Raw genomic sequence first — 24,470 nt, forward strand, 5'->3', positions numbered from 1 at the left:
GCGCGGACACGCGGCTCCAGGCTGTCCTGGGGCTGCGCAGAAACGTCACGGCGCGGCACCCCGGAGCCCGGGGTGCTGCGCCGCGGTGCGTTCGGGGCGGGCTCAGCAGACCGTCCCCAGGCTGTAGCCCGGCTGCGCCGCCACACCGTCCAGCCGCACCGGCCGGGCCGACGGCTCCCAGTCCGGCCCGTCGCTCGACCAGGCCCACGCGGCCGGCCGGAAGTGTCCGCCGGCAGCGGCCGACCCCTGCGAACCGTGCAGCACCGCCACCGCGGGCAGCTCCAGGGCCAGCCCCGCGCAGAGCACCGCGCAGAGCAGCTCCAGGTCCTCGTCGTTGATCCGCACCACGCCGTCCTCCCACTGGAGGATCCGCGCCGCCGCGCTCAGCTTTCCGCCGGGCGCGTCCACCCGAAGGCGCAGCTCGTACACCCCGGCGCCCGCGCCGACCAGCATCCGGCGGAACACCTCGGCGCCGCGCTGGTAGGCGGCGCGCACCCAGCGGCGATGCTCGTCGTCCGACTCGCCCGCTCCCCCGTACAGCCCGCCGTCGAGCAGCAGGTCGGCATGGCAGAGCGTCAGCCCGTTCTCCCGGGCCCGGACCAGGCGCGGCACGAAGTCGCCCGCCAGCTCCTCCCCCTGGTAGGCGAGCAGCTGGGTCTGCAGCGGCGGATTGACCAGGTAGCGGTCTCGGGCGGCCGGCTCGGCCGGGTCCAGCCCGTGCAGGACGCAGAACTCGGCGAAGTCCTGCGGGTGGAACATCCGCGCCCGCACGGTGTCGAAGCGGCGCCGCGCCTCGGCGAGCAGTCGGGCGGTGTCGGTCAGGTAGCGCTCGTAGTCGGGGGCGTCGGACAGCCGCCAGGCGCGGGCCCGTTCGAAGTCCGCGGCGCTGGCCAGCACCCCGATGACGAACGTCTGTTGGGCGCCCTCGACCCGCCGCTGGTGCGGCGCCCGCGCGTGGGAGCGGGGACCGCCGCCGCCGGTGCAGTCGGAGATGCGGCGGGCGCGGCCCTTGCGACTCATGCGCCCACCTCTCCCCCAGCCTTGGCGGCTGGGAGGTGCCCCCATCGCTCGGCAGGGGCATTCGCCCACACGCACCCTTTGATGGCTCGCTCGCTTCGCTCGCTCATCGGTAGCTCCTGGCGTCGGCGGATCACGGTCGGCAGCGGGTTCGCCGCCGACCGTTGTCCTCCCCACCCCCGCGCGCCGCACACCTACGGCATGTCACGGGAATGTAACCGACGGTAAGTCGCCCGTTGTCACTGCGCCCGCGGCACCCGGGCCAGCTGCCGGGACTGGGCGACCAGGCGTCCGGCCTCGTCCCAGACCTCGGCGTCCTCCTCGAAGTAGCCGCCGGCCAGGTTCCGCGTGGCGTGGGTGACCCGCAGCCAGCCGGGCACCGGCCTGGCCCGCAGGTGCACGGTCAGTTCGACGGTCGGCGCCCAGCCGGGCATGCCGAGGTCGAAGGTGACCGGCGGCAGCGCGTCGGCCACCAGCAGGAGCAGCAGCGGGTCGGGCTCGCGGCCGTCGGCGAGTCGGAACCAGCCCTGGATCCGCCCGTTGCCGGAGGGCTGCCCGAGCGCCCAGCCGACGGTGGCCGGGTCGAGCCGCAGGTCGAAGCGCTCCAGCAGCGCGGCCTGGGTGATCAGCTCCTTGGGGGCGTGCTCGACGCCGATGCACTGGTCCGGCGGCGGCAGCTGCGGCGGCTGCGCGCTGGTGCGCACCTCCCCGTCGACCGTGGCCAGGTCGCCGTGGCTGGCGATCACGCGCAGCCGTTCGACGCCGTCCTGGCTGACCGAGGCGGTGCCGGTGGACAGGCCGCGGCCGGTGCGCAGCACCTCGGTCCGGACGGTGGCCGGGCCGGGCACCGAGGCGGACAGGTAGTAACCGCTGATCGAGATCGGGTCGGGGTGGTCACCGTGCTCCAGCGACAGCGCGTGTCCGGCGACGGCCAGCAGCAGCCCGCCGTTGACACCGCCGCCGATCTGCCAGCCCGCGCCGAGTTCGCCGTCGTAGCGGCCGGGCTCCTCGGGGTGTCTGGTCAGGGCGATGCCCTGGTCGAACTCGCTGCGGATCGCGGTGGTCATGGGGGTGGCCTGCCCTTCACTGCGGAAGTACGGGAGTACGCGGGGATGTCGGCCGCGCGGGCGGCGGCGGACCCGCTTGCCGCCAAGTTACTGGCGAGTAGGCCCCCAAGATACGCCAATCGGGTGAAACGCGCGACGGCCGCCGGACCCGACGTGCGGGTCCGACGGCCGTCGGCGGTGCTCCTCCGGTACTACCGGCGGATGCTCGGCTTCAGCTCCAGGAAACGGGCGAGCAGGCCGTTCACGAAGGCCGGGGACTCGTCCGTGGAGAACTCCTTGGCGATCTCGACGGCCTCGTCCAGGACGACCGCGTCCGGGACGCCGTCCTCCCAGATCAGCTCGTACGCGCCGAGTCGCAGGACGTTGCGGTCCACGATCGGCATCCGGTCGAGCGTCCAGCCCACCGCGTACTGCGAGATCAGCTCGTCGATCCGGCGAGCGTGCTGGACGTACCCCTCGATCAGCTCCATGGTGTACTCGCCGACCTGCGGGGTGCCCTCGTCGGGCTTGGGCTCGCGGGCGCGGGCCACCCAGTCGGCGAGGACCTGCTGCGGGTCGACCCCGCGGTGATCGGCCTCGAAGAGGATCTGAAAGGCCCGGGTGCGGGCCTTACTGCGTGCGGCCGACACGGACTTACTTCACCCGGCCGAGGTAGCTGCCGTCGCGGGTGTCGACCTTGACCTTCTCGCCGGTGACGACGAAGAGCGGGACCTGGATCTCGGCACCGGTCTCCAGGGTGGCCGGCTTGGTGCCACCGGTGGAGCGGTCGCCCTGGACGCCCGGCTCGGTGTGCTCGATGGTCAGCTCGACCGCGGCCGGGAGCTCGATGTACAGGACCGCGCCCTCGTTGGTGGCGACCAGGGCCTCGAAGCCCTCCAGCAGGTACTTGGCGGCGTCGCCGACGACGGCCGGCTCGACGGTCAGCTGGTCGTAGGTGTCCATGTCCATGAACACGAAGTTCTCGCCGTCCTTGTACGAGAACTGCATGCCGCGCTTGTCGACGTTGGCGGTCTCGACCTTGGTGCCGGCGTTGAAGGTCTTGTCGACGACCTTGCCCGTCAGGACCTCCTTGAGCTTGGTACGCACGAAGGCCGGGCCCTTGCCGGGCTTGACGTGCTGGAACTCGACGACGGACCAGAGCTTGCCGCCCTCCAGCTTGAGGACCATGCCGTTCTTGAGATCGTTCGTGGAAGCCACGGGCGCACTTACTCCTGGATATAGCTGTCAAGGAACCAAGGGCCGCGTCCTGCCGCCGACGGCCGCCAGGGGCCGCGGTCACAGGGCGAGGAGCTCCTTGGTGGTGATGGTGAGCAGCTCGGGCCCGCCCTCTTCGAGGGGGCGCACGACGAGCGTGTCCTCGATCCGGACGCCGCCCTTGCCCGGGATGTGGACCCCGGGACCGACGGTGACCGGTACGCGGCTGTCCAGTTTACCCATGTCCGACGGGCCGAGGCGCGGCGCCTCCCGGATCTCCAGCCCGATGCCGTGGCCCACCGGGTGCGGGGAGGCCTCGGTGTATCCGGCCGCCTCCAGGAGCTGCCGCGCGGCCCGGTCGGGTACGCACTGCTCCACCCCCGGCCCGAGCGCCTCCCGGCCGGCCCGCTGCGCCCGGAACACCAGCCGGTGCAGCTCCACCTGCCAGGGCGCGGGCGCGGCGCCGATCACGAAGGTCCGGGCGGTGGACACCCGGTACCCGCGGTACTGCGCGCCGAGCACCACGGTCAGGAAGTCGCCCTCCTCGACCCGGCGGTCGGTCGGCTGGTGGGCGGGCTGGCCGGAGTGGCTGCCGGTGCCGACCGACACCGGGAACGCCGCCCGGTCGGCGCCGTGGTCGATCATCCGGCGCTCCAGCTCCATCGCCAGGTGCCGCTCGGTCCGGCCGACCAGGATCGACTCCAGCAGCTCGCCGAGCGCCTGGTCCGCGATCTCCGCGGCGATGCGGAGATCGCCGATCTCGTGCTCGTCCTTGACCACGCGCAGGCTCTCCACCACCGGCCCGAGCTCCGCCAGCCTGACGCCCTTCGCCGTGCCCGCCACCGCCCGGTGCCGGCTCACGGTCAGGTCGTGCTCCTCCACCGCGAGGGCCGTCACCCGCAGCCGCGCGGCCGCGTCCGCGGCGGCCAGCGCGGTGTCCGCACCCGCAGGCACCGGGACCTGGGTGACCTCCGGGGCGATCAGGTGCTCCCCGGTGTCGTCCGGCGGCAGGTCGTCCGGCAGCGCCAGCAGCGCCCGGTCCCGGGTGAGCAGCAGCGTCGCCCCGCAGGGCGCGCAACCGGTCAGGTACCGCACGTTCGCCGGCCGGGTGATCAGCGCCGCATCGGACCCGGCCGCACTGCAGTGCTCCCGCAGCCGCTCCCGTCGGCCCGCGTACGCATCAGCCATGCGTCGAGCCTACGAACCCTGACCCCGATCCGCCCGCCGAGCGCCCCCGTCGGGGCGCACTCCGCCCCCCGCACGCCCCGGGTTCCACAGAGCGGTCAGCGTGGCGGCGGGAATCGGGAGCCCCGGCATCAGGAGCTCTGGGCGTTCCACCGCTTCTCGACCCCGGCCAGCTTCCAGTACGCGATCGCCACGGCCCAGACCACGACGAACAGCCCGGCGATCGCGTACCCGACGTTGTCCAGCGAGATGTCCGCGATCCAGCCGGTGACCGGGTCGGTCAGGTCCAGCTTGTCGTGCAGCACCCCGACCAGCTCGATGGTGCCGATGACGAACGCCACCGCGATCGACAGCCCAGTGATCGTCAGGTTGTAGTACACCTTGCGCACCGGGTTGGAGAAGGCCCACTGGTACGCGAAGTTCATGAACGTCCCGTCAAGCGTGTCGAACAGGCTCATCCCCGACGCGAACAGCAGCGGCAGGCAGACGATCGCGTACCAGGGCAGACCGGCCGCCGCGCCCGAACCGGCCATCACCATCAGGGTCACCTCGGTCGCGGTGTCGAAGCCGAGGCCGAGCACCATCCCCACCGGGAACATCTGCCCGGGCCGGGTGATCGACCTGGTCGCCCGGTTCAGCACCCGGGCCAGGAAACCGCGCGAGTTGAGGTGCTCCTCCAGCTCCGCCTCGTCGTACTGCCCGGACCGCATCGCCCGGAACACCTTGAGGATGCCGAGCAGCGCCGCCAGGTTGAGCGCGCCGATCAGGTAGAGGAAGACGCCGGAGGTGGTGGTGCCGACCATGCCGAGCCACTTGTGGGTGGTCGACTCGTCGTCCATCAGCGTGTTCGCCAGCTGCGCGCCGCCCGCCACCAGGGCGGCCATGATGACCACCATCGACGAGTGCCCGAGCGCGAACCAGAAGCCCACCGAGACGGGCCGTTTGCCGTCCGCCATCAGCTTGCGGGTGGTGTTGTCGATCACGGCGATGTGGTCGGCGTCGAAGGCGTGCCGCATGCCGAGGGTGTACGCGGTGATACCCAGGCCCACCCCGAAGACCTGGGTACCGACCGCGTAGTTCTCTGGCGCGACCAGGAAGACGAGCGTCCCGAACGCCACCACGTGCATGGCCAGGATCACCCCCATCAGCCCGGCCGTGCGGATGGTGTCCTCGCGCTTCCACCGGAAGGTGGGCAGTACGGACGGCGTCGCCTTCGTCTCCGCGGCGGCGGCGGTTTCGGGCAGGGTCATCGGCGGATCACGCTCCAGCACCTCGTGGAAAGACTTCGTGAGATGCCGTGGCCGGTCTCCTGGCTTACGGGGCTCCCGTACCCGCCTTCCCAGGCACGCGGAGCGCCCAGTGGCGTCGTGGGTGCGGTCGACTTCCCCCGATCACAGTGGCGAGGGCCGCCCCGGACTGGGACCCCTGAGGGTCCGTCACCGGTCTTCCCGAGCACCACGACGGGCAACACCGTAGGGGTCCGGGCCCACCCATGCAAGGCTGCGCACCTGCGCAGGTGTCCTAGATCACAGACCATGGGCTGCAAGAATGTGCACATGCATCTCGTACCGGCCGACCGCGCGGGCCACCGCACCATCGACGGACACCGGGTCTGCGAGGCCATCGCCGCGATCGGCGACACCGCGCACGTCCGGTCCTGGTCCGAGCGATTCTCCCTGCTCGCCGACCCCGGACGGCTCGCCCTCCTGCTCGCCCTCCACCGGGCCGGCCCGCTCGCCGTCACCGACCTGGCCGTCGCCACCGGCATGCGCGACCCGGCCGTCTCCCAGGCCCTGCGGCTGCTCCGCACGGCCGGCGTGGTCACCGGCGACAAGGACGGACGGATTGTGCGCTACCGGCTCGTGGACGAGAGCATGCGCCCTCTCCTCGGCGAGTGCGCCGCCGCGGAACACCACGAGCCCGCCGCAGTGGCAGGCTGACCGGCTCCCGCCCACGCCTCACGCCGTCCGGCGCTGTGCGCCCGGTGGTCCCGGGTGGACCTGGCGATCAGCTCGGTCTTGCCGACCCCGCCGAGCCCCGTGAACACCACGATCCTGAGTTCGCCGTCCTCGACCCGGCGCAACGCGGCGATGAGCGCGGCCGGTTCCGGCCACGGTTGAAAGACCCTTCGGCGCCCGGACCTGACGCGGCCTCGGTGGCGGATCGGTGTGGAGGTGCACCGCGCCGATGCTCTGAGCCTGCACCACGTGGCCACCCACCGCACCCGACACGGTGTCGGCCGCCTCCCGCCGCTCCATCCGCCCGCTCCATCCGCCTGCTCCCTCCGGCCGGTCGGCCCCGGCCTACGGGCTGGGCACCGGGCCGGAGGGCGGATCAGGCCGTCAGGCCGCCTGGCAGGTCGGGCACCAGAACAGGTTGCGCGAGGCGTGCGACTCCGTGCGGACGTCCGTGCCGCAGACCAGGCAGGGCATCGCGGCGCGCCGGTAGACGTAGACCTCGCCGCCGTGGTCGTCGAGGCGCGGCGGGCGGCCCATCGCCTCGGGGGTGTGCTCGGGGCGGACGGTGTCGATGCGGCCGGCGCCGACGCCCTCGCGCATGAGCGCGACCAGGTCGGCCCAGATCGTGTCCCACTCGCTCCGGGCGAGGTCGCGGCCGGCCCGGTGCGGGTTGATGCCGTGCCGGAACAGCACCTCGGCGCGGTAGACGTTGCCGACGCCGGCCAGCACCTTCTGGTCCATCAGCAGGGCCGCGACGGTCGTCCGGCTGGCCGATATCCGGCGCCAGGCGGCCTCCGGGTCGGCGTCGGCGCGCAGCGGATCGGGGCCGAGCCGGGCGGCGACGGCGGCCTTCTCGGCACCGGTGATCAGCGCGCAGGTGTTGGGGCCGCGCAGGTCGGCGTGGGCGTCGTCGGTCTCCAGGCGCAGCCGGACCATGCCGACCGCTGCGGGGGCGGGGCCGGTGCCGAAGGTGAAGCCGCCGTAGAGGCCGAGGTGGATGTGGACCCAGGCGCCTTCCTCGAAGCCGAGGAAGAGGTGCTTGCCGGTGGCCTCCGCCTCGGCGAGCACCTGCCCGTCGATCAGCTTGGCGTCGTCGGCGAACCGGCCCTGCGGGCTGGACACCTGGACGGGGCGGCCGCCGAAGGCCTTCCGGTTCTCGGCGGCGAGGCGGTGGATGATGTGGCCTTCCGGCACGGGCGTCAGCTCCCCCGGGTGGTTCGACAGGGCCCGTCCATCATCGCAGCCGGCACCGACAGCCTTGCCGAGCCGCGGGTCAGCGGACCGGCATCCCCATCAGCCGGGCGAGGATCACCCGGTCCAGCTCGGCGGCGGTGGCGGCGACGTCCAGCTGCGAGTTGTCGATGATCGGCAGCCCGGAGTTGTACCAGCCGGCCATCCGGCCGTGGATGCGGGCGACCTCCTCGTCGCTGAGCCGCCGGTTGCCGCTGCGCCGGGCGTTGCGCACGAGCACCGAGTCGAGGCTGGGCAGCAGCACGACGGGCAGCATGCCGGGGCCGATGTGCCGCTTCCAGCCGCCGAGGCCGATGGCCGGGCGGTCGGGGAAGACGGCGTCGTCGATGATGCAGGAGATGCCGTTGGCGAGGTAGTTGCGGCAGGCGAAGCCGCAGGTGCGGCGGGCCAGCCGGTACTGGGCCTCGGAGGCGTTGTTCCAGCCGGACTGCGGGTTGGCGAAGCCGGACTGCACCCACTCGCGGACGTCGTCCAGGCTGATGTGGGCGGTCGGGCTGGGCCGTCGCTCGGCCCAGTGGCGGGCGACGGTGGTCTTGCCGGCGCCGGCCGGGCCGATCAGCAGGACGGCGATGGGCCCGGCGGGGGCGTGCCGCTGCGGCGGGTGGGTGGGAAGCTGGACGGGCGTGCCGGAGGGCAGCACGAAGTGCCCGGTGGCCCCGGCGGGCATCGGGGCGGAGGGGGCGATGGGCGCCGCGGGAGCGGGGGCAGGAGCGGCGGGCGGCACGGGCGGCGGCACGCGCCCGCCGAACGGCGGCGGCCCCGGGGGCGTCGCGGCCGGGGCACTGCCGGGATGCGGCCGGACCGGCGGCCCGGCGGGACGTGGGGGCACCTGTCCACCCCCGGCGTACTGCGTCACGGTCACCTCCCGACATCTTTCAGCGGGGACACTACACGGCGGCCCGGCGGCGGGCACAGTCCGCCGCCGGGCCGCTGACCAGCGGTCAGCGTGTGGTGAGCTGTTCGGCCAGGGCGCGCAGGGCCAGTTCGTACGAGCCGATCCCGAATCCGGCGATGGTGCCGGAGGCGACGGCGGCGATGACCGAGGTATGCCGGAAGGTCTCGCGGGCGTACGGGTTGGAGATGTGCACCTCGATCAGCGGTGCGGTGCGCTGGGCGGCGGCGTCGCGCATGGCGTACGAGTAGTGCGTGAACGCGCCCGGGTTGATCACGACGGGCACCTGTCCGTCGGCCGCCTCGTGCAGCCATTCCACCATCTGCTGCTCGGAGTTGGTCTCGTGGACCTCGACCTCGAAGCCGAACTCCTTGCCGAGTGCGGTGCAGCGCTCGACCAGCCCGGTGTACGAGGTGGCGCCGTAGACGTCCGGCTCGCGGCTGCCGAGCCGGCCGAGGTTGGGGCCGTTGAGCACCATCACCCGGGTCACGCGGAAACCTCCGCGTAGGCGGCGACCAGCAGCGACGGGTCGGGGCCCTCCAGGACGGAGGTCTTGCCGAGGCCGTCCAGGACGATGAATCGGATCAGGTCACCGCGCGACTTCTTGTCGATCTTCATCGCGTCCAGCAGCTTGGGCCAGGCCTCCGCCGGGTAGCGCAGCGGCAGGCCGACGGAGGCCAGCACGGTACGGTGCCGGTCGGCCGTCTCGTCGTCCAACCGCCCGGCGAGGCGGCCGAGTTCGGCGGCGTAGACCATGCCGATGGAGATCGCGGCGCCGTGCCGCCACTTGTAGCGCTCGTTGCGCTCGATGGCGTGGCCGAGGGTGTGGCCGTAGTTGAGGATCTCGCGCTGCCCGGCTTCCTTGAGGTCCCCGGAGACGACGTCCGCCTTGACCTGGATGGCGCGCCGGATCAGCTCGACGGTGTGCGGGCCGGCCGGCGTCCTGGCGCCCTCCGGGTCGGACTCGATCAGGTCGAGGATGGCCGGGTCGGCGATGAAGCCGCACTTGATGACCTCGGCGAGGCCGGAGACGTAGTCGTGCTTGGGCACGGTCTCCAGGGTGCCGAGGTCGGCCAGCACGCCCACCGGCGGGTGGAAGGCGCCGACCATGTTCTTGCCCTCGGCGATGTTGATGCCGGTCTTGCCGCCGACGGCGGCGTCGACCATGCCGAGCAGGGTGGTGGGCATGGAGACCCAGCGGACCCCGCGCAGCCAGGTGGCGGCGACGAAGCCGGCCAGGTCGGTGGTGGCGCCGCCGCCGAGGCCGACGATGACGTCGCTGCGGGTGAAGCCGGTCTGCCCGAGCACCGACCAGCAGTACGCGGCGACCTCGGCGCTCTTCGCCTCCTCGGCGTTGGGCACCTGGAGCGCGATCGCCTCGTAGCCCTCGCCGAGCAGGTCGTCGCGGATGGCGTCGGCGGTGGCCGCCAGCGCCTCGGGGTGGATGATCGCGACCCGCCTGGCGCGGGTGCCGATCAGCGGCGCCAGCTCGCCGAGCAGCTGGTGGCCGATCAGCACGTCGTACGGGTCGTGGCCGGCGCTGCCGCCGACGTGAATCCTGACGATGTCAGTCATGGGGGGTCTTCAGCTCCAGTGCTTCCAGTACGGCGTCCGCGACCTGCTCGGGGGTGCGGCCGGCGGTGTCGACGACGGCGGTGGCCACCTCCAGGTAGAGGGGGCGGCGGGCTTCCATGAGCTCGCGCCAGCGGGCCCGCGGGTTGACGACCAGCAGCGGCCGCGGGGCGTCCAGGCCGACCCGCCTGACCGCGTCGGCCAGCGGGACGTCCAGGAACACGACGGGCAGCTCGTGCAGCAGCGCCCGGGTGGCCTCGGCCATCACCGCGCCGCCGCCGAGCGCCAGCACGCCGCCGTGTGCCGCGGCGGCCTCGCGCACGGCGCGGACCTCCAGCTCGCGGAAGTGCGGTTCGCCCTCGTCGATGAAGATCTCCGGGATCGGCTTGCCGGCCAGCGCCTCGATGTCGGCGTCGGTGTCCCGGAAGCCGACGCCCAGGCGCGCGGCCAGGGCCCGCCCGACGGTGGACTTGCCACTGCCGGGCGGGCCGACCAGCACGACGACGGGTACGGTCATCGGACGATCAGGTGGTCGAGGTAGCTCTGCACGTTGCGGCGGGTCTCGGCGACGTGGTCGCCGCCGAACTTCTCGTTGACCGCGTCGGCCAGCACCAGGGCGACCATCGCCTCGGCCACGATGCCCGCGGCCGGCACGGCGCAGACGTCCGAGCGCTGGTGGTGGGCCTTGGCGGGCTCGCCGGTGCGCACGTCCAGGGTCTGCAGGGCCCGCGGCACGGTCGCGATCGGCTTCATCGCGGCGCGCACCCGCAGCAGCTCGCCGGTGGACAGGCCGCCCTCCGTGCCGCCGGAGTGCCCGGAGGTGCGCTTGACGCCCTCGGCCGTCGGGACGATCTCGTCGTGCGCCTTGGAGCCGGGCACCCGGGCCAGCTCGAAGCCGTCGCCGATCTCGACGCCCTTGATCGCCTGGATGCCCATCAGCGCGGCGGCCAGGCGGGCGTCCAGACGGCGGTCCCAGTGCACGTGCGAACCGAGGCCGACCGGCACGCCGTACGCCAGCACCTCGACCACGCCGCCGAGGGTGTCGCCGTCCTTGTGGGCCTGGTCGATCTCGGCGACCATCGCCTTGGACGCGTCGGCGTCCAGGCAGCGCACCGGGTCCTCGTCCAGCCGGGCCTCGTCGGAGGGCAGCGGCAGCACGCCGGCCGGCGCCTTGGCCGCGGCCAGCTCGACCACGTGGCTGACGATCTCGATCCCGCAGGTCTCCTTCAGGTACGAGCGGGCGACGGCGCCGAGGGCGACCCGGGCGGCCGTCTCACGGGCACTGGCGCGCTCCAGGATCGGGCGGGCCTCGTCGATCGAGTACTTCTGCATGCCGGCCAGGTCGGCGTGGCCGGGACGGGGCCGGGTGAGCGCCTCGTTACGGGCCAGGCCCGCCAGCACCTCGGGGTCGACCGGGTCGGCCGACATCACCTGGTCCCACTTCGGCCACTCGGTGTTACCGACCATGATCGCCACCGGGCTGCCCATGGTCAGCCCGTGCCGGACGCCGCCGAGGAAGGTCACCTCGTCCTGCTCGAACTTCATCCGCGCGCCGCGCCCGTAGCCGAGCCGGCGGCGCGCCAGCGCGTCGGCCACCACGGCGGTGGTGACCGGTACACCGGCGGGCAGGCCTTCCAGCGTCGCGACGAGTGCGGGGCCGTGCGACTCCCCCGCCGTCAGCCAGCGCAACGTACCCAACGGAGCTCCTTCATCAGCGGGCCGGCCCACGGCACCGCCGCGGCCCGCCCGGGCGTGCCTTGTGCCTGAATCCTTTCACGACCCGGCAGAGCCCGGGGGTGCAGTCCGCGTGACGGACAGCAACCGGTCACCCCCCGGGACGGGTGGACCGGCGAGGCGGTATGGCGGCGGCTCAGCGCCCGGCGAGCGCCTTCTCCCCCGCCTCGCGCATGGCGGCCAGCGGTCCCGGCGTCCGCCCGGTGAACGCCTCGTTCTGCAGCACCGCCTGGTGCACCAGGAGGTCCAGCCCGCCCAGGACGGTCGCACCGCGCTCGGCGCAGGCGGCCGCCAGGGCCGTCGGCCACGGGTGGTACAGCACGTCGAACAACGCCCCGGGCGCGGCCGGCAGCGCGCCTGCGAAACCGTCGGTGGCCCCGACCGGCGTCGTGGAGACGGTCAGCGGCTGGGCCAGCGCCTCGGCGCCGCGCTCCCAGTCGGCCGTCCGGACGACGACACCCAGCCGCTCGCCGAGCACGGCCATCTCCCGGGCCCGCTCGGCGCTGCGCACGTAGACCGTCACCTCGCCGGTACAGATCTGAGCGAGCGCCGCCAGCGCCGAGGACGCGGTGGCTCCGGCGCCCAGCACGGCCGCGCCCGGCACCTCGCTGATGCCGCGCTCGCGCAGCGCGTTCACCAGGCCCGGAACGTCGGTGTTGTCCCCGGTGCGCCGCCCGTCGGCGGTGAACACGACCGTGTTCACCGCGTCCACCGAGCGCGCCGTCGCGCTGACCTCGTCGAGCAGCGGGATGACCGCCCGCTTCAGCGGCATGGTCAGCGACAGCCCGGCCCACTCGGCCTCGTCCAGCCCGGCGAGGAAGCCCGGCAGGCTCGCCTCGTCCACCTCGAAGCGGTCGTAGCGCCAGCCGTCCAGCCCGAGCGCCGCGAAGGCGGCCCGGTGCAGGTCCGGCGAGAGCGAGTGGGCGATCGGCGAGCCGAGGACGGCGGCCCGGTGCTTGCTGGTCAACGCTGCGTCTCCATGAACTACCGTCCGGCGATGGCTACTTGGTGGTGCAGTGGCCGCGTTCCTTGTCGATGTTCTGGCCGGCCGCCTTGCAGTACTCCTCGACGTTGGCCAGGTGCTCCTTGTACGTCTCGGCGAACCGCGTCTCGGACGGGGACATCGCGATGAAGTACAGCCACTTGCCGTCCGCCGGGTTCAGCACCGCCTTGATGGCGTCGTCACCGGGGTTGGAGATCGGACCGGGCGGCAGACCCGCGTTGAGGTAGGTGTTGTACTTGTTGGACGCGTCGTCCATGTCCTTCTTGTTGAGCTCCTTGCGGCCGAGCGAGTACTGCAGCGTGGTGTCCATGCCGAGCCGGTGGTGCGTCTCGGGCTCGTTGGCGAGGCGGTTCTGGATGGTCTTCGCCATCTTGGCGAAATCGGGCACGTTGTTGCCCTCGCGCTGCAGGATGCTCGCCTCGATGACCACCTCGTACCCGGTCTTGAGGCCGGCCTTGGAGGCGTCGGCGTCGAGGCTCGCGTACTTGTCGGTGGCGTTCTTCACCATCTGCTTGAGCAGTTCCTCGGGCTTCATGCCGTCGGAGACGTTGTAGCGGGTCGGCCAGAGGAAGCCCTCGATGTTGCCGTTCGCGTACGCGGGCAGGCCGAGGGTGCCGACCTGGGCCTTGGCGACGCCCGCCGTGGTGCCCGGCGCCAGCTTCAGCTTCTCGTCGATCTTGGCGTAGATCTCGGTGGAGGTCTTGCCCTCGGGGATGACCAGCCCGTCGCCGCCGGCCCCGCTGAGCAGCGCGCTCAGGGCGGCCGCGGCCGACATCTCCTTCTTCAGCGAGTAGAAGCCCGGCTGGATCGTCTTGCACTTCGGCTCGTTGTCACACGCCTTGCTGAACGCGTCGACGCTCTTGACCACACCGGCGTTCTTCAGCGCGAGGCCGATCTGGCCGCCGACCGCGCCCTGCTTGACCTCGACCTGGGCGGTGCCGTTTCCGTCGCCGGCGAAGTCCGGCGGCGGGCCGAAGTGGTTCTGGTAGAAGCCGTAGCCCCACCAGCCGGCGCCGCCCATGGCGCCGAGCAGCACCAGCGCGACCAGCAGGCAGGCGCCGCCGTTGCGGCGGCCGGCCTTCTTGCCCTTCTCCTTGCGCTTCTTCTGCGCGTCGCGGGAGACGTCCTCCTCGCCGAGGAAGCCGACCTCCTCGGGCTCGCCGACCTCGTCGGAGTACTCACCGCTCTCGTCGCGGCCGTCCTCGTGGCCGTCCCACTCCTCCTCGGCGGGCTCGTGCCCCGCCACCGGGCCGGCGCCGGACTCCAGCGCGGCGGCTTCGGCCTCCCAGTCGATGCCGTCCGGACCGGGCCCGGAAGCGGGCTTGGGCTGGGCCTGCTGGGGCGTCGGCTGCGTCATCTGCCGGGGTGCCTGCTGCATCTGCGGCTGCTGCATCTGCTGCGGGTAACCCTGCTGAGGCATCTGCTGCTGCGGGTACTGCCCCGGCTGCATCTGCTGCTGGGGATAGCCCTGCTGAGGCATCTGCTGCTGGAAGCCCTGCTGCCCGCCGAAGGTCTGACCCTGCTGCTGAGGCATCTGCTGCGGGTACTGCCCCGGCTGCTGCATCTGCTGCTGGGGATAACCCTGCTGAGGCATCTGCTGCTGCGGGTAACCCTGCTGCTGCGCCATCGGCTGCTGCACGTACTGCCCCTGCTGCGGCATCTGCTGCTGGGGATAGCCCTGCTGCTGGCCCTGCTGGGGATACTGCTGCCACTGGCCGTCCTGCTGCTGGCCGCCGTAAGCGGGATCACCGGGGTGCCACGGCTCGGAGCCCTGGGGGCCGTAGCCCCGACCCAGATCGGTCATTGATCCCCTTAACCGACGGAGACGGCCGGGCGGATCGGACCGGCCGTCCGGGACGGCGTCCCGGCTGATTTCTCGAACCGGCGTGCTAGCGCAGCGCCTGGCAGGAGACGTTACCGTACCGCAGCCAAACGTCCGACAAAGCGGACGAGCCCGTCAATGTCCGCCCCCGCCCGCCGCAGCCCCGGCCGATCGGGACGCCGGGGCCGCCTACGGCGTGCCCGAGGACGAGGCCGTGGCGCTCGGCTGCGCCGCTCGGTTGGCGTTGAATTCGGCCACATTGCGCTGCTGCACCTCGAAGCTGTCGGTGAATCGGGTGTCCCCCGGTTTCACGGTGACGAAGTACAGCCAGTCGCCGGGGACGGGGTCCAGCGCCGCCATGATCGCCTGCCGCCCCGGGTTGGAGATCGGCGACGGCGGCAGGCCGGCGTGCACGTAGGTGTTGTACGGCGAGTCCAGCTTGGTGTCGGTCACCGTGGTGTTCAGGGTGGACCGGCCGAGCGCGTAGTTGATCGTCGAGTCCAGCTGGAGCGGCATGTTCCTGGCCAGCCGGTTGTAGATCACCCGCGCGACCTTGCCCATGTCCTCGGTGTTGTCGGCCTCGCCCTGCACCATGCTCGCCACCGTGACCAGCCCGTACAGGCTCTGCCCGAGGGTCTGCGCGACGATGTCGGCGTCGTCCCGGCTGAACTCCTTGCCGGCTCGCTCGACCATCTGCTTCAGCAGGTCGACGGCGGTGGTCCCGTCCGTGACGCTGTACGTGGCGGGGAAGAGGTAGCCCTCGGGGCTGCCGTTGGCGAAGTCGGGCAGGCCCAGTTCGGCGGCCTGCTCCTTGGCGGTGCGCTGGGTGGTGCCCTCGGGGAGGTTCAGCTTCTTGTCGATGGCCGCGAAGATCTGGTAGCCGCGCCACCCCTCGGGGATGGTCAGACCGTTGGCGTTGGCCGGGTCGATCAGGACGGCGAGCGCCGCCGCCGCCGACATCCGCTGCTTCAGCGTGTACGTGCCGGGCTGGATCCGCCCGGCCGCCGCCGCACTGCCTTTGGCGGCGCGGGTGAACGCGAGCGAGCTGGCCACGACACCGTTGCGCACGAGCGCGGACGCGATCTGGGACAGGCCCGCGCCCTCGGGCACCGAGACCTGGACGCTGCCGGTGCCCTGCCCCGCGTAGTCGGCGGCCGCCGGGGGCTTGCGCTGGCCCTCCACCCAGCTGAACCCGGCCAGCCCGAGCCCGCCGAAGACCGCCACCAGGGCCAGTGCGGTGAGCCCGCAGGCCAGCCCGTTACGCCGTCGGTGCGGATCCGGTGCATCGGAGCGCACGCGGGGCGCGCCGGGCGGACGGCCCTCCGGTTCCGGCACCGGCGCGCCGAGGTGGCCGGGCGTGAGCCCCGGGAGGAAGTCCTGGTCGGTCATGGCCTCGCCCCCTCGGCGGTCCCGAAACGTTGGAGGGGTCCGTGCGGACGCGTCCGCACGGACCCCTCTCGGGACGTTAGAACAGGCCGGTCAGCCCGCCGCCTCGACGCTCTCACCGGGCGGGCGTCCGCTCACCCGTTCGGACTCAAGGGCGGTCTGCAGGATCACCACCGCGGCGGCCTGGTCGACCACCGAGCGGCCCTTCTTCGCCTTGACGCCCGAGGCGCGCAGCCCGTGGGTGGCGGTGACGGTGGACATCCGCTCGTCCACCAGCCGGACCGGCACCGGGTAGAGCCGGTTGGCCAGCCGGGCGGCGTACGCGCGGACCTTCTCCGCCGCCGGGCCCTCCTTGCCGCTGAGCGAGCGCGGCAGCCCGACGATCACCTCCATCGCGTCGTACTCCTCGACGATGGCGGCGATCCGGGCCTGCGACTTCACCCCGGCCGGGACGGTCTCCACGGGCGTGGCGAGCACCCCGTCGGGGTCGCAGGACGCGACCCCGATCCGGGCGTCGCCGACGTCGACGGCGATCCGCCGCCCGCGTCGGAACGGCCTTTCCACCGGCTCCATCAGGAGGCGCGCTCCGCGACCAGGCCGCGCACCGCGGCGATGGCCTCGCCGACCGCGGCCGGGTTGGAGCCGCCGCCCTGGGCGACGTCGTCCTTGCCGCCACCGCCGCCGCCGAGGGTCTTGGCGGCGACCCGGACCAGCTCGCCGGCCTTGATGCCGCGCCCCCGCGCGTCCTCGTTGGTGGCGATCACGGTCAGCGGGCGGTCGTTCGCCACGGTGAAGGCGGCGACCACGGCCGGGCGGGAGCCGAAGCGGCCGCGCACGTCCAGGACCAGCTTGCGCAGCTCGTCCGCGCCGACACCGTCGGCGACCTGGGCGGCGACCACGGCGATGCCGTGCACGTCCTCGGCCGAGTCGGCCAGGCCCGCCGCGGCGGCCAGCACCTTCTCGGCGCGGAAGCGCTCGATCTCCTTCTCGGCGTCCTTGAGCTTGGCGAGCATGCCCGAGATCTTCTCCGGCAGCTCCTCCGGGCGGCCCTTGACCAGCTCGGTGAGCTGGGAGACCACGGTGTGCTCACGGGCCAGGAAGCGGTACGCGTCGACGCCCACCAGCGCCTCGACGCGGCGCACGCCGGAGCCGATCGAGGACTCGCCGAGCAGCTTCACCAGGCCCAGCTGGGCGGTGTTGCCGACGTGGGTGCCACCGCACAGCTCCTTGGAGAAGTCGCCGATGGTGACGACCCGGACCTCGTCGCCGTACTTCTCGCCGAACATCGCGATGGCGCCGGCCTTGCGGGCCTGATCCATCGTCATGACCTCGGCGGTGACGTCGAGTTCGCGGGTCAGCACGTCGTTGATCTTCTGCTCGACGTCGGTCAGCACGCTGCCGGGCACGGCGGAGGGCGAGCCGAAGTCGAAGCGGAAGCGGCCCGGGGCGTTCTCGGAGCCGGCCTGGGCGGCCGTCGGGCCGAGCGCGTCGCGCAGCGCCTGATGGGTCAGGTGGGTGGCCGAGTGGGCGCGGGCGATCGCCCGGCGGCGGTCGATGTCGATGGTCGCGTAGGCGGAGGCGCCGAGCACGACCTCGCCGAACAGCACGCCGCCGGAGTGGACGATCACACCCGGGACGGGCTGCTGCACGTCGCGGATCTCCACCACCGCGCCGGACTCCAGCCGGATCCGCCCGTGGTCGGCGAGCTGGCCGCCGCCCTCGGCGTAGAACGGGGTGCGGTCGAGGATGATCTCGACCTCGTCGCCCTCGGAGGCGGCCGGCGCCGGAACGCCGTCCACCAGCAGGCCGACCACGGTGGCCTCGCCCTCGGTGAGGCTGTAGCCGGTGAACAGGCTCGCGCCGGACGCGTCGGCGACCTCGCGGTACGCGGCGACGTCGGCGTGGCCCATCTTCTTGGCCTTGGCGTCCGCCTTGGCGCGGTCCCGCTGCTCCTGCATCAGGCGGCGGAAACCGGCCTCGTCCACCTGGAGGCCCTGCTCCTCGGCCATCTCCAGGGTCAGGTCGATCGGGAAGCCGTAGGTGTCGTGCAGCTTGAACGCCTGGTCGCCCGAGAGCACCACGCCGCCGGCCTGCCTGGTCTCGGTGACCGCGGCGTCCAGCAGGTTGGTGCCGGCCTTCAGGGTCTGCAGGAAGGCCGCCTCCTCGGCGACGACGACCGTCTCGATGCGCTTGCGCTCGGTCTCCAGCTCCGGGTACTGCGGGGCCATCGCCGCGATGGCGATGTCGATGAGCTCCTTGGCCACCGGCTCGGTGGCGCCCAGCAGGCGCATGTTGCGGATGGCGCGGCGCAGGATGCGGCGCAGCACGTAGCCGCGGCCCTCGTTGCCGGGGGTGACGCCGTCGCCGACCAGCATCAGCGCGGTGCGGATGTGGTCGGTGACCACGCGCAGCGAGACGTCCGACTTGTGGTCGGCACCGTAGGTGTGGCCGGTGAGCTCGGCGGCGCGGTCGAGGATCATCCGGCTGGTGTCGATCTCGAAGAGGTTGTCGACGCCCTGCAGGATGGCGGCGAGGCGCTCCAGGCCGAGGCCGGTGTCGATGTTCTTGCTCGGCAGATCGCCGAGGATCTCGAAGCCGTCCTTGCCGTCGCCGTGGCCGCGCTCGTACTGCATGAAGACCAGGTTCCAGATCTCCAGGTAGCGCTCGCCGTTGACGGCCGGACCGCCCTCCTCGCCGTAGGCGGGGCCGCGGTCGTAGTTGATCTCCGAGCACGGGCCGCACGGGCCGGGGACGCCCATCGACCAGAAGTTGTCCTTCATGCCGAGGCGCTGGATGCGCTCGGAGGGCACGCCGATGACGTCACGCCAGATCTGCTCGGCCTCGTCGTCGTCCTTGTAGACGGTGATCCAGAGCTTCTCCTTCTCCAGACCGTAGCCGCCGTCCGCGACGGGAGTGGTGAGCAGCTCCCACGCGAACTTGATGGCGCCTTCCTTGAAGTAGTCGCCGAAGGAGAAGTTGCCGCACATCTGGAAGAAGGAGCCGTGCCGGGTGGTCTTCCCGACCTCCTCGATGTCCAGGGTGCGCACGCACTTCTGGACGCTGGTGGCGCGCGAGAACTGCGGCTTGATCTCGCCCAGGAAGTAGGGCTTGAACGGCACCATGCCGGCGTTGACCAGCAGCAGGGTGGGGTCGTCGGCGACCAGGGACGCCGACGGAACGACGGTGTGGCCGCGCTCCTCGAAGAAGCGCAGCCAGCGGCGGCGGATCTCAGCCGACTCCATTAGTGGTCCTTCCGGTTCGTACCGCCCCGCGGCGGAAGCGCGCGCCGGGGCGTTTTCTCGATGGCTTGGGGGGTGGTGCGGGCACCGTCGGACGATGCGCGGGCACTGCTGGACGGAGGCAGGGCGGCGGCCGGGCTCCCGGGCGCCGCCGAGATAGCTCGGTACTGCGGCTCGCCGCGCAGCACTCTGCGGCGCGGCTCGACGACGGCGGTGCCGTGCAGTCCGAGGTCGTCGCGCAGCTGCTCCTCGCGCTCGGCCATGCCGGCCTTCACGTCCAGGGCGAACTGCTTGGCCAGGTCGCCCAGGTGCAGAGCGCCGCGCGCGGCGGTGCCGGAGAGGCTGTCCGGGGTGAGCCGGTGCACGGCCTCGTTGGCCTTGTTCATGGCCCAGACGGTGGCGCCGGCGCCGACCGCCATCCAGAAGATGCGTCGCACCATGCCGTCAGCCCCTCACCGCGCGCCGGACCCGGGAGAGCAGCCCGCTGCGCGGCGCGGTCGCGGCGCGCACCTCGGCCCGGATCAGCCGGGCCAGCTCCTCGCGCGAGCCCGGCTGGGCCGGCACGGTCGGGCCGCCGTTCTGCTGCTTGGCGACGGCCTTGCGGACGCCGTAGCTGAAGGCCGCGACCTTCACCAGCGGTCCGCCCAGGGTGGCCGCGACGGTGGAGGACAGCGCGTTGGCGTTGGCGGCGGCGTCCTGGACGTTGGCGGTGATCTCGTCGACCCGCACCAGCTGCTCGTTGGCGCTGCGCACCGCGGCGCCCGCCTCGGCCAGCAGCGGCACGGCCTGCTCGGTGACGGCGGAGACCAGGACGGTGGCCTCCTTCAGCACCCGCGAGAGCCGGACCAGCACCACGGCGAGCAGGGTGACCAGGACCGCCCAGAACACGGCGACGAGCAATCCGGCCAGCTCTCCCACGGACACCTTTGCGCGCTCCCTCGCCTTGCTGTTCTCCAAACGGAACCCTATCGCGCCCACGCCCGCTTTCCGGACCGGGTTGTCCCGGGCGAGCTCCTCCGCCGCATCCGCTCCGGTGTGCGAACCGCCCGCGCAACCTACCGACCGGTCACTTCGCGCTGCCGGGCGGGCCGCCGCCCCACAACGAGCCTGTGAAAAGGGGCGAGCCCCCGTCGCCTCGGAAGGCGGCGGGGGCTCGCAGAGGTACCGCGGGTGCGGGACCGCTCGCGGGTCAGCGCGAGTAGTACTCGACGACCAGCTGCTCGTCGCAGATCACCGGGATCTCCTTGCGCTGCGGCGCACGGTCCAGGCGGAAGGCCAGGGCCTTCAGGTTGACCTCGAGGTACTTCGGGGTCTGGCCCTCGCCCGCGTAGCCACCCTCACGGGCGACCTGGAACGGGACCTTCTCCTTGCTGCGCTCGCGGACGGTCACCACGAAGCCCGGCTTCATCTGGAACGACGGCTTGTTGACCTTGCCACCGTTGACCTCGATGTGGCCGTGGACGACCATCTGGCGGGCCTGGTAGATGGTGCGGGCGATGCCCGAACGCAGCACCAGCGAGTCCAGACGGGTCTCCAGCTCGGCGACGAGCGCCTCACCGGTCTTGCCCTCGGCCTTCTTCGCGCGGTCGAACGCACGCGACAGCTGCTTCTCGCTCAGGTCGTACTGGGCGCGAAGACGCTGCTTCTCGAGCAGACGGACCTTGTAGTCCGAGTTCTGCTTGCGGCCACGGCCGTGCTGGCCGGGCGGGTACGGGCGGGCCTCGAAGTACTTGACGGACTTCGGGGTCAGCGGCACGCCGAGCGCACGCGCGATCTTGACCTTGGGACGCTTCTGGTTCGCCATGAACCAAACCTTCCTTGCTTTCGAATACGGCTTCACCAGGTGTTGACGGAGGTCGCACGTCGCGACCCGGAGAAAACCCCACTGCCTGCGCAGCGAAGTCAGCCGCTCTCCGGAGCCGGGCACGAAAAGTGCTTGTCACACGGACGACCCGGAGGACCGGGCCACCCGCGACACCGAAACGGTGCGCGACGCTCCTGGTGCGGACCCCTCGGAAGGGGCCTACGGCCGATGCCCCGCTGGTGCGGCCGGTCGGTGGGGTCTCCCCCGCCGCCGTCCCGGGACATGGCACTCCGATCGAGTATACCGGCGGATCGCCAGGGGGATCACTCGCCCTTGTGCTCGCCCCTGAGCCGCCCCCGCGTCCACTCCACGACGTCCGCGTACCGGGCCTCGCCGCCGCGCCGCGTCGGCCGGTAGTACTCCTTGCCGTGCACCGCGTCCGGCGCGTACTGCTGGGCGGCGATGCCCTCCGGCAGGTCGTGCGGGTACCGGTAGCCCTGGCCGTGGCCGAGCTTTCCGGCGCCGCCGTAGTGCGCGTCCCGCAGGTGCGGCGGCACCGCCCCCGCCAGGCCCTGCCGGACGTCCGCCAGCGCCGCGTCGATCGCCAGGTAGCCCGCGTTGGACTTGGGCGCCAGGGCCAGCGCGATCGCCGCCTGGGACAGGATGATCCGCGCCTCCGGGAAGCCGATCATGGCCACCGCCTGGGCCGCCGCCACGGCCGTCTGCAACGCCGTCGGATCCGCCAGGCCGACGTCCTCGCTGGCCGAGATCATCAGCCGCCGGGCGATGAACCGCGGGTCCTCCCCCGCCTCGATCATCCGGGCCAGGTAGTGCAGCGTGGCGTCCACGTCGCTGCCGCGGATCGACTTGATCAGCGCGCTCGCCACGTCGTAGTGCTGGTCGCCGTCCTTGTCGTAGCGGACGGCCGCGTGGTTGACGGCGGTCTCCGTGGTCGCCAGCGTGATGCTCGCCTCGCCCTTCTCCAGCGCCGCCCCGGCCGCCGCCTCCAACGTGGTGAGCGCCCGCCGGGCGTCCCCGCCGGCCAGGCGCACCAGGTGGTCCTCGGCCTCCTCCGTCAGCTCCAGGGCGCCCTCCAGGCCGCGCTCGTCGGCGACCGCGCGGCGCAGCAGCGCGCGGATGTCGTCGTCGGTCAGCGACTCCAGGGTGAGCAGCAGCGAGCGTGACAGCAGCGGCGAGATCACCGAGAAGTACGGGTTCTCGGTGGTCGCCGCGATCAGGGTGACCCAGCGGTTCTCGACGGCCGGCAGCAGCGAGTCCTGCTGGGCCTTGGAGAAGCGGTGGATTTCGTCCAGGAAGAGCACCGTCTCGCGGCCGGACATGCCGACCGCCCGCCGGGCGCCGTCGATGACCGCGCGGACCTCCTTGACTCCGGCGGTGATCGCGGACAGCTCGACGAAGCGGCCCTCGACGGCCTGGCTGATGACGTGCGCGAGCGTGGTCTTGCCGGTGCCCGGCGGACCCCAGAGGATCACCGAGCTGGTCGCCGCCGGGCCGCGCGAGCCGGCCACCAGCCGGCGCAGCGGCGAACCGGGCTTCAGCAGCTGCCGCTGCCCTGCGACCTCGTCCAGGGTGCGCGGGCGCATCCGTACGGCGAGCGGCGCCCGCCCGGGCTCCTTGGCCTGGCGTTCCTCGGCGGCGGCGGTGAAGAGGTCCGGTTCGTCCACACCGGAAGCCTATGCGAGCCCGCGGACACCTCAGGGGTGACGGCGGTCCAGCAGGACCACCTCGAACTCCTCCACCGACCGCACCGTGGCGCCGACCGCGGCGACCGCCTGCGCCCGGGCGTCGGCCTGCGGGCCGCGCGAGGCCACGAAGCTCTCCTGGTCGGCGAAGATCGCGCCGACCGAGGCCCGGCCGGTCGCCCGGTCCACCAGCATCGCGCTCGTGACGAAGCCGGGCATCTTCTCCAGCGTCGGCAGCGCGCGGTCCCGGAAGACCTCCGCCATCATGTCGACCTTGGCCGGGTCGGCGTCGACCCGCACCAGGCGGAACCCGGCACCCGGCCCGGCCTCGCCGGGCGGGGCCACCACCACGGCCTCCCAGAGGTCGGTGGTCACGGTGCCCGCGAGCGGCGCCAGCAGCTCGGCGCGGCGCTCGCCCAGCTCCTTGTCGCTGTCGCGCTCGGCCTGCGCGGACTCCCACCACGAGCCCATGGTGAGCTTGCCCAGAGCCCGGTCGGCGAACAGCCCGTAGCCTCGGTAGCCGGGCTGGGCGGTGAGCAACCCGAGGGCTTCGACGCGGAGCCCGTCCAGGGTCCGGTCGATGCGGTCCGGGTTGCCGGTGGCGTAGACGGTACGGACGAACATGAGCACGCCTCCCGATGATGTCCGGGCGCCACGGGGCCGTGCGGAGATACAGCGCCCGGAGAAACCCCGTCTACTCCAGTCTGGCAGCGTGGTCCGGGACATACCTCTGCAGATCGCGCGGGGGCCGCTGGTAGCCGCGCGAGGCCGGGCGGGGCGGCAGGTCGATCTCCGGCGCGGTGATCTCGTGGTACGGCACGGTGGACAGCAGGTGGGCGATCATGTTGATCCGGGCCCGGCGCTTGTCGTCGCTCTCCACGACGTGCCAGGGCGAGTCCGGGGTGTCGGTGTAGACGAACATCTCGTCCTTGGCCCGCGAGTAGTCCTCCCAGCGGGTGATCGACTCGACGTCCATCGGGGAGAGCTTCCAGCGCTTCATCGGGTCCTCCAGGCGGTCCCGGAAGCGCTGTTCCTGCTCGGTGTCGCTCACCGAGAACCAGTACTTGCGCAGCAGGATGCCCGCCTCGATCAGCATCTGTTCGAAGGTCGGGCACTGGTGGAGGAACTGCCAGTACTCCTCGTCCGTGCAGAAGCCCATGACCCGCTCGACCCCGGCCCGGTTGTACCAGCTGCGGTCGAACAGCACGATCTCCCCGGCGGCCGGCAACTGCTCGACGTACCGCTGGAAGTACCACTGGCTCCGCTGCCGCTCGGTGGGCGTCGGCAGCGCCGCGACCCGGGCGATGCGCGGGTTCAGATACTCCGTCACCCGCTTGATGGCGCCGCCCTTGCCCGCGGCGTCGCGCCCCTCGAAGACCACCACCAGCCGGGCGCCCTCGACGCGCACCCACTCCTGGAGCTTCACCAGCTCCTCCTGGAGCCTCAGCAGCTCCTGCTCGTACGGCTTCTTCGCCAGCCGATGCTCCTTGGCCACCCGGGGACCCTCCGTCCACCTGCTGATGAGCATTCACCGTAGGCGCTGGACGCGGGATCCGCAGGTCGTGGCGGCAGAAGGCGGCAGCGGCGGCCCCCTGAACCGCCGCTGCCGTGCTCCCCCGTCGGGCCGGCCCGAAGGCCAACGA

General features: G+C 72.4%; 24 protein-coding genes and 1 riboswitch. Of the genes, 1 reads left to right on the forward strand and 23 read right to left on the reverse strand.

Annotation, left to right across the window (positions count from 1 at the left end):
* Positions 1-102: 102 nt before the first annotated feature.
* The 6 genes from F7Q99_RS03535 to nicT all read right to left on the reverse strand — a co-directional run bounded on the left by F7Q99_RS03535 (position 103) and on the right by nicT (position 5,713).
* Positions 103-1,020 carry a hypothetical protein gene (locus F7Q99_RS03535; RefSeq protein ID WP_153460026.1) on the reverse strand — a complete coding sequence of 306 codons (918 nt, stop codon included), beginning with the start codon at positions 1,018-1,020 and terminating at the stop codon, positions 103-105.
* A gap of 236 nt (positions 1,021-1,256) precedes the next feature.
* Positions 1,257-2,084 carry a thioesterase family protein gene (locus F7Q99_RS03540; RefSeq protein WP_153460027.1) on the reverse strand — a complete coding sequence of 276 codons (828 nt, stop codon included), beginning with the start codon at positions 2,082-2,084 and terminating at the stop codon, positions 1,257-1,259.
* A 191-nt stretch (positions 2,085-2,275) separates the two neighbouring features.
* Positions 2,276-2,713, reverse strand: coding sequence for a transcription antitermination factor NusB (nusB, locus tag F7Q99_RS03545; protein ID WP_326846214.1), 438 nt, complete (start codon positions 2,711-2,713; stop codon positions 2,276-2,278).
* Between the two features lie 4 nt (positions 2,714-2,717).
* Positions 2,718-3,281: an elongation factor P gene (efp, locus tag F7Q99_RS03550; protein WP_045692866.1), complete on the reverse strand. Its 564-nt coding sequence runs from the start codon at positions 3,279-3,281 to the stop codon at positions 2,718-2,720.
* A 78-nt stretch (positions 3,282-3,359) separates the two neighbouring features.
* Entirely contained in the window at positions 3,360-4,466 is a 1,107-nt protein-coding gene (locus tag F7Q99_RS03555; protein WP_153460028.1) for a M24 family metallopeptidase, read from the reverse strand.
* 128 nt (positions 4,467-4,594) lie between these two features.
* Positions 4,595-5,713, reverse strand: a complete 1,119-nt coding sequence (gene nicT, locus F7Q99_RS03560; RefSeq protein WP_153460029.1) for a Nickel transporter NicT — start codon at positions 5,711-5,713, stop codon at positions 4,595-4,597.
* 32 nt (positions 5,714-5,745) lie between these two features.
* A riboswitch (cobalamin riboswitch) is annotated at positions 5,746-5,938 on the reverse strand.
* A gap of 81 nt (positions 5,939-6,019) precedes the next feature.
* Here nicT and F7Q99_RS03565 point away from each other — a divergent pair.
* Positions 6,020-6,403 (forward strand): ArsR/SmtB family transcription factor, encoded by a 384-nt coding sequence (locus F7Q99_RS03565; protein WP_153460030.1) that lies wholly within the window; start codon positions 6,020-6,022, stop codon positions 6,401-6,403.
* Positions 6,404-6,805: 402 nt separating this feature from the next.
* Here F7Q99_RS03565 and F7Q99_RS03570 read toward each other — a convergent pair whose 3' ends face one another.
* The 17 genes from F7Q99_RS03570 to ppk2 all read right to left on the reverse strand — a co-directional run bounded on the left by F7Q99_RS03570 (position 6,806) and on the right by ppk2 (position 24,322).
* The gene (locus F7Q99_RS03570) at positions 6,806-7,615 is read right to left on the reverse strand and encodes an Fpg/Nei family DNA glycosylase (protein ID WP_326846215.1); all 810 of its coding nucleotides are present in this window, start codon (positions 7,613-7,615) and stop codon (positions 6,806-6,808) included.
* A 79-nt stretch (positions 7,616-7,694) separates the two neighbouring features.
* Entirely contained in the window at positions 7,695-8,534 is an 840-nt protein-coding gene (locus F7Q99_RS03575; RefSeq protein WP_407697733.1) for an AAA family ATPase, read from the reverse strand.
* A 79-nt stretch (positions 8,535-8,613) separates the two neighbouring features.
* Entirely contained in the window at positions 8,614-9,042 is a 429-nt protein-coding gene (gene aroQ / locus F7Q99_RS03580; protein ID WP_153465759.1) for a type II 3-dehydroquinate dehydratase, read from the reverse strand.
* An 8-nt stretch (positions 9,043-9,050) separates the two neighbouring features.
* Entirely contained in the window at positions 9,051-10,139 is a 1,089-nt protein-coding gene (gene aroB / locus F7Q99_RS03585) for a 3-dehydroquinate synthase (RefSeq protein ID WP_153460033.1), read from the reverse strand.
* Positions 10,132-10,653, reverse strand: a complete 522-nt coding sequence (locus F7Q99_RS03590) for a shikimate kinase (RefSeq protein ID WP_153460034.1) — start codon at positions 10,651-10,653, stop codon at positions 10,132-10,134. Before F7Q99_RS03590 ends, aroB begins: the two co-directional genes overlap by 8 nt.
* Positions 10,650-11,834, reverse strand: a complete 1,185-nt coding sequence (aroC, locus tag F7Q99_RS03595; protein WP_153460035.1) for a chorismate synthase — start codon at positions 11,832-11,834, stop codon at positions 10,650-10,652. The genes F7Q99_RS03590 and aroC overlap by 4 nt, the downstream gene beginning before the upstream one ends.
* A 172-nt stretch (positions 11,835-12,006) precedes the next feature.
* Positions 12,007-12,837 (reverse strand): shikimate dehydrogenase, encoded by an 831-nt coding sequence (locus tag F7Q99_RS03600; protein WP_153460036.1) that lies wholly within the window; start codon positions 12,835-12,837, stop codon positions 12,007-12,009.
* Positions 12,838-12,871: 34 nt separating this feature from the next.
* A complete protein-coding gene (gene mltG / locus F7Q99_RS03605; protein ID WP_153460037.1) occupies positions 12,872-14,677 on the reverse strand; it encodes an endolytic transglycosylase MltG in 1,806 nt (601 codons plus the stop codon).
* 207 nt (positions 14,678-14,884) lie between these two features.
* The gene (gene mltG / locus F7Q99_RS03610; RefSeq protein WP_153460038.1) at positions 14,885-16,084 is read right to left on the reverse strand and encodes an endolytic transglycosylase MltG; all 1,200 of its coding nucleotides are present in this window, start codon (positions 16,082-16,084) and stop codon (positions 14,885-14,887) included.
* Between the two features lie 90 nt (positions 16,085-16,174).
* A complete protein-coding gene (gene ruvX / locus F7Q99_RS03615) occupies positions 16,175-16,654 on the reverse strand; it encodes a Holliday junction resolvase RuvX (RefSeq protein ID WP_153460039.1) in 480 nt (159 codons plus the stop codon).
* Positions 16,654-19,323, reverse strand: a complete 2,670-nt coding sequence (alaS, locus tag F7Q99_RS03620) for an alanine--tRNA ligase (RefSeq protein WP_153460040.1) — start codon at positions 19,321-19,323, stop codon at positions 16,654-16,656. Before alaS ends, ruvX begins: the two co-directional genes overlap by 1 nt.
* Positions 19,323-19,760: a DUF6167 family protein gene (locus F7Q99_RS40305; RefSeq protein ID WP_195910987.1), complete on the reverse strand. Its 438-nt coding sequence runs from the start codon at positions 19,758-19,760 to the stop codon at positions 19,323-19,325. The genes alaS and F7Q99_RS40305 overlap by 1 nt, the downstream gene beginning before the upstream one ends.
* Before the next feature lie 4 nt (positions 19,761-19,764).
* Positions 19,765-20,244 carry a DUF948 domain-containing protein gene (locus tag F7Q99_RS03630; protein WP_326846217.1) on the reverse strand — a complete coding sequence of 160 codons (480 nt, stop codon included), beginning with the start codon at positions 20,242-20,244 and terminating at the stop codon, positions 19,765-19,767.
* A 265-nt stretch (positions 20,245-20,509) separates the two neighbouring features.
* Positions 20,510-21,124, reverse strand: a complete 615-nt coding sequence (gene rpsD / locus F7Q99_RS03635; RefSeq protein ID WP_153460042.1) for a 30S ribosomal protein S4 — start codon at positions 21,122-21,124, stop codon at positions 20,510-20,512.
* Positions 21,125-21,447: 323 nt separating this feature from the next.
* The gene (locus F7Q99_RS03640) at positions 21,448-22,809 is read right to left on the reverse strand and encodes a replication-associated recombination protein A (RefSeq protein ID WP_326846218.1); all 1,362 of its coding nucleotides are present in this window, start codon (positions 22,807-22,809) and stop codon (positions 21,448-21,450) included.
* A 30-nt stretch (positions 22,810-22,839) separates the two neighbouring features.
* Positions 22,840-23,451 (reverse strand): hypothetical protein, encoded by a 612-nt coding sequence (locus tag F7Q99_RS03645; protein ID WP_153460043.1) that lies wholly within the window; start codon positions 23,449-23,451, stop codon positions 22,840-22,842.
* Between the two features lie 70 nt (positions 23,452-23,521).
* A complete protein-coding gene (gene ppk2, locus F7Q99_RS03650) occupies positions 23,522-24,322 on the reverse strand; it encodes a polyphosphate kinase 2 (RefSeq protein WP_407697734.1) in 801 nt (266 codons plus the stop codon).
* Positions 24,323-24,470: the final 148 nt, after the last annotated feature.

The organism is Streptomyces kaniharaensis (genome assembly GCF_009569385.1).
Lineage (GTDB): Bacteria > Actinomycetota > Actinomycetes > Streptomycetales > Streptomycetaceae > Kitasatospora > Kitasatospora kaniharaensis.

What these genes read in the sequence shown, in the direction of transcription:
- F7Q99_RS03535 (WP_153460026.1), bottom strand. Translation starts at nt 1,020, where the DNA reads ATGAGTCGCAAGGGCCGCGCCCGCCGCATCTCCGACTGCACCGGCGGC.
- F7Q99_RS03540 (WP_153460027.1), bottom strand. Translation starts at nt 2,084, where the DNA reads ATGACCACCGCGATCCGCAGCGAGTTCGACCAGGGCATCGCCCTGACC.
- F7Q99_RS03555 (WP_153460028.1), bottom strand. Translation starts at nt 4,466, where the DNA reads ATGGCTGATGCGTACGCGGGCCGACGGGAGCGGCTGCGGGAGCACTGC.
- nicT (WP_153460029.1), bottom strand. Translation starts at nt 5,713, where the DNA reads ATGACCCTGCCCGAAACCGCCGCCGCCGCGGAGACGAAGGCGACGCCG.
- F7Q99_RS03565 (WP_153460030.1), top strand. Translation starts at nt 6,020, where the DNA reads ATGCATCTCGTACCGGCCGACCGCGCGGGCCACCGCACCATCGACGGA.
- aroQ (WP_153465759.1), bottom strand. Translation starts at nt 9,042, where the DNA reads ATGGTGCTCAACGGCCCCAACCTCGGCCGGCTCGGCAGCCGCGAGCCG.
- aroB (WP_153460033.1), bottom strand. Translation starts at nt 10,139, where the DNA reads ATGACTGACATCGTCAGGATTCACGTCGGCGGCAGCGCCGGCCACGAC.
- F7Q99_RS03590 (WP_153460034.1), bottom strand. Translation starts at nt 10,653, where the DNA reads ATGACCGTACCCGTCGTCGTGCTGGTCGGCCCGCCCGGCAGTGGCAAG.
- mltG (WP_153460037.1), bottom strand. Translation starts at nt 14,677, where the DNA reads ATGACCGATCTGGGTCGGGGCTACGGCCCCCAGGGCTCCGAGCCGTGG.
- mltG (WP_153460038.1), bottom strand. Translation starts at nt 16,084, where the DNA reads ATGACCGACCAGGACTTCCTCCCGGGGCTCACGCCCGGCCACCTCGGC.
- ruvX (WP_153460039.1), bottom strand. Translation starts at nt 16,654, where the DNA reads ATGGAGCCGGTGGAAAGGCCGTTCCGACGCGGGCGGCGGATCGCCGTC.
- alaS (WP_153460040.1), bottom strand. Translation starts at nt 19,323, where the DNA reads ATGGAGTCGGCTGAGATCCGCCGCCGCTGGCTGCGCTTCTTCGAGGAG.
- F7Q99_RS40305 (WP_195910987.1), bottom strand. Translation starts at nt 19,760, where the DNA reads ATGGTGCGACGCATCTTCTGGATGGCGGTCGGCGCCGGCGCCACCGTC.
- rpsD (WP_153460042.1), bottom strand. Translation starts at nt 21,124, where the DNA reads ATGGCGAACCAGAAGCGTCCCAAGGTCAAGATCGCGCGTGCGCTCGGC.
- F7Q99_RS03645 (WP_153460043.1), bottom strand. Translation starts at nt 23,451, where the DNA reads ATGTTCGTCCGTACCGTCTACGCCACCGGCAACCCGGACCGCATCGAC.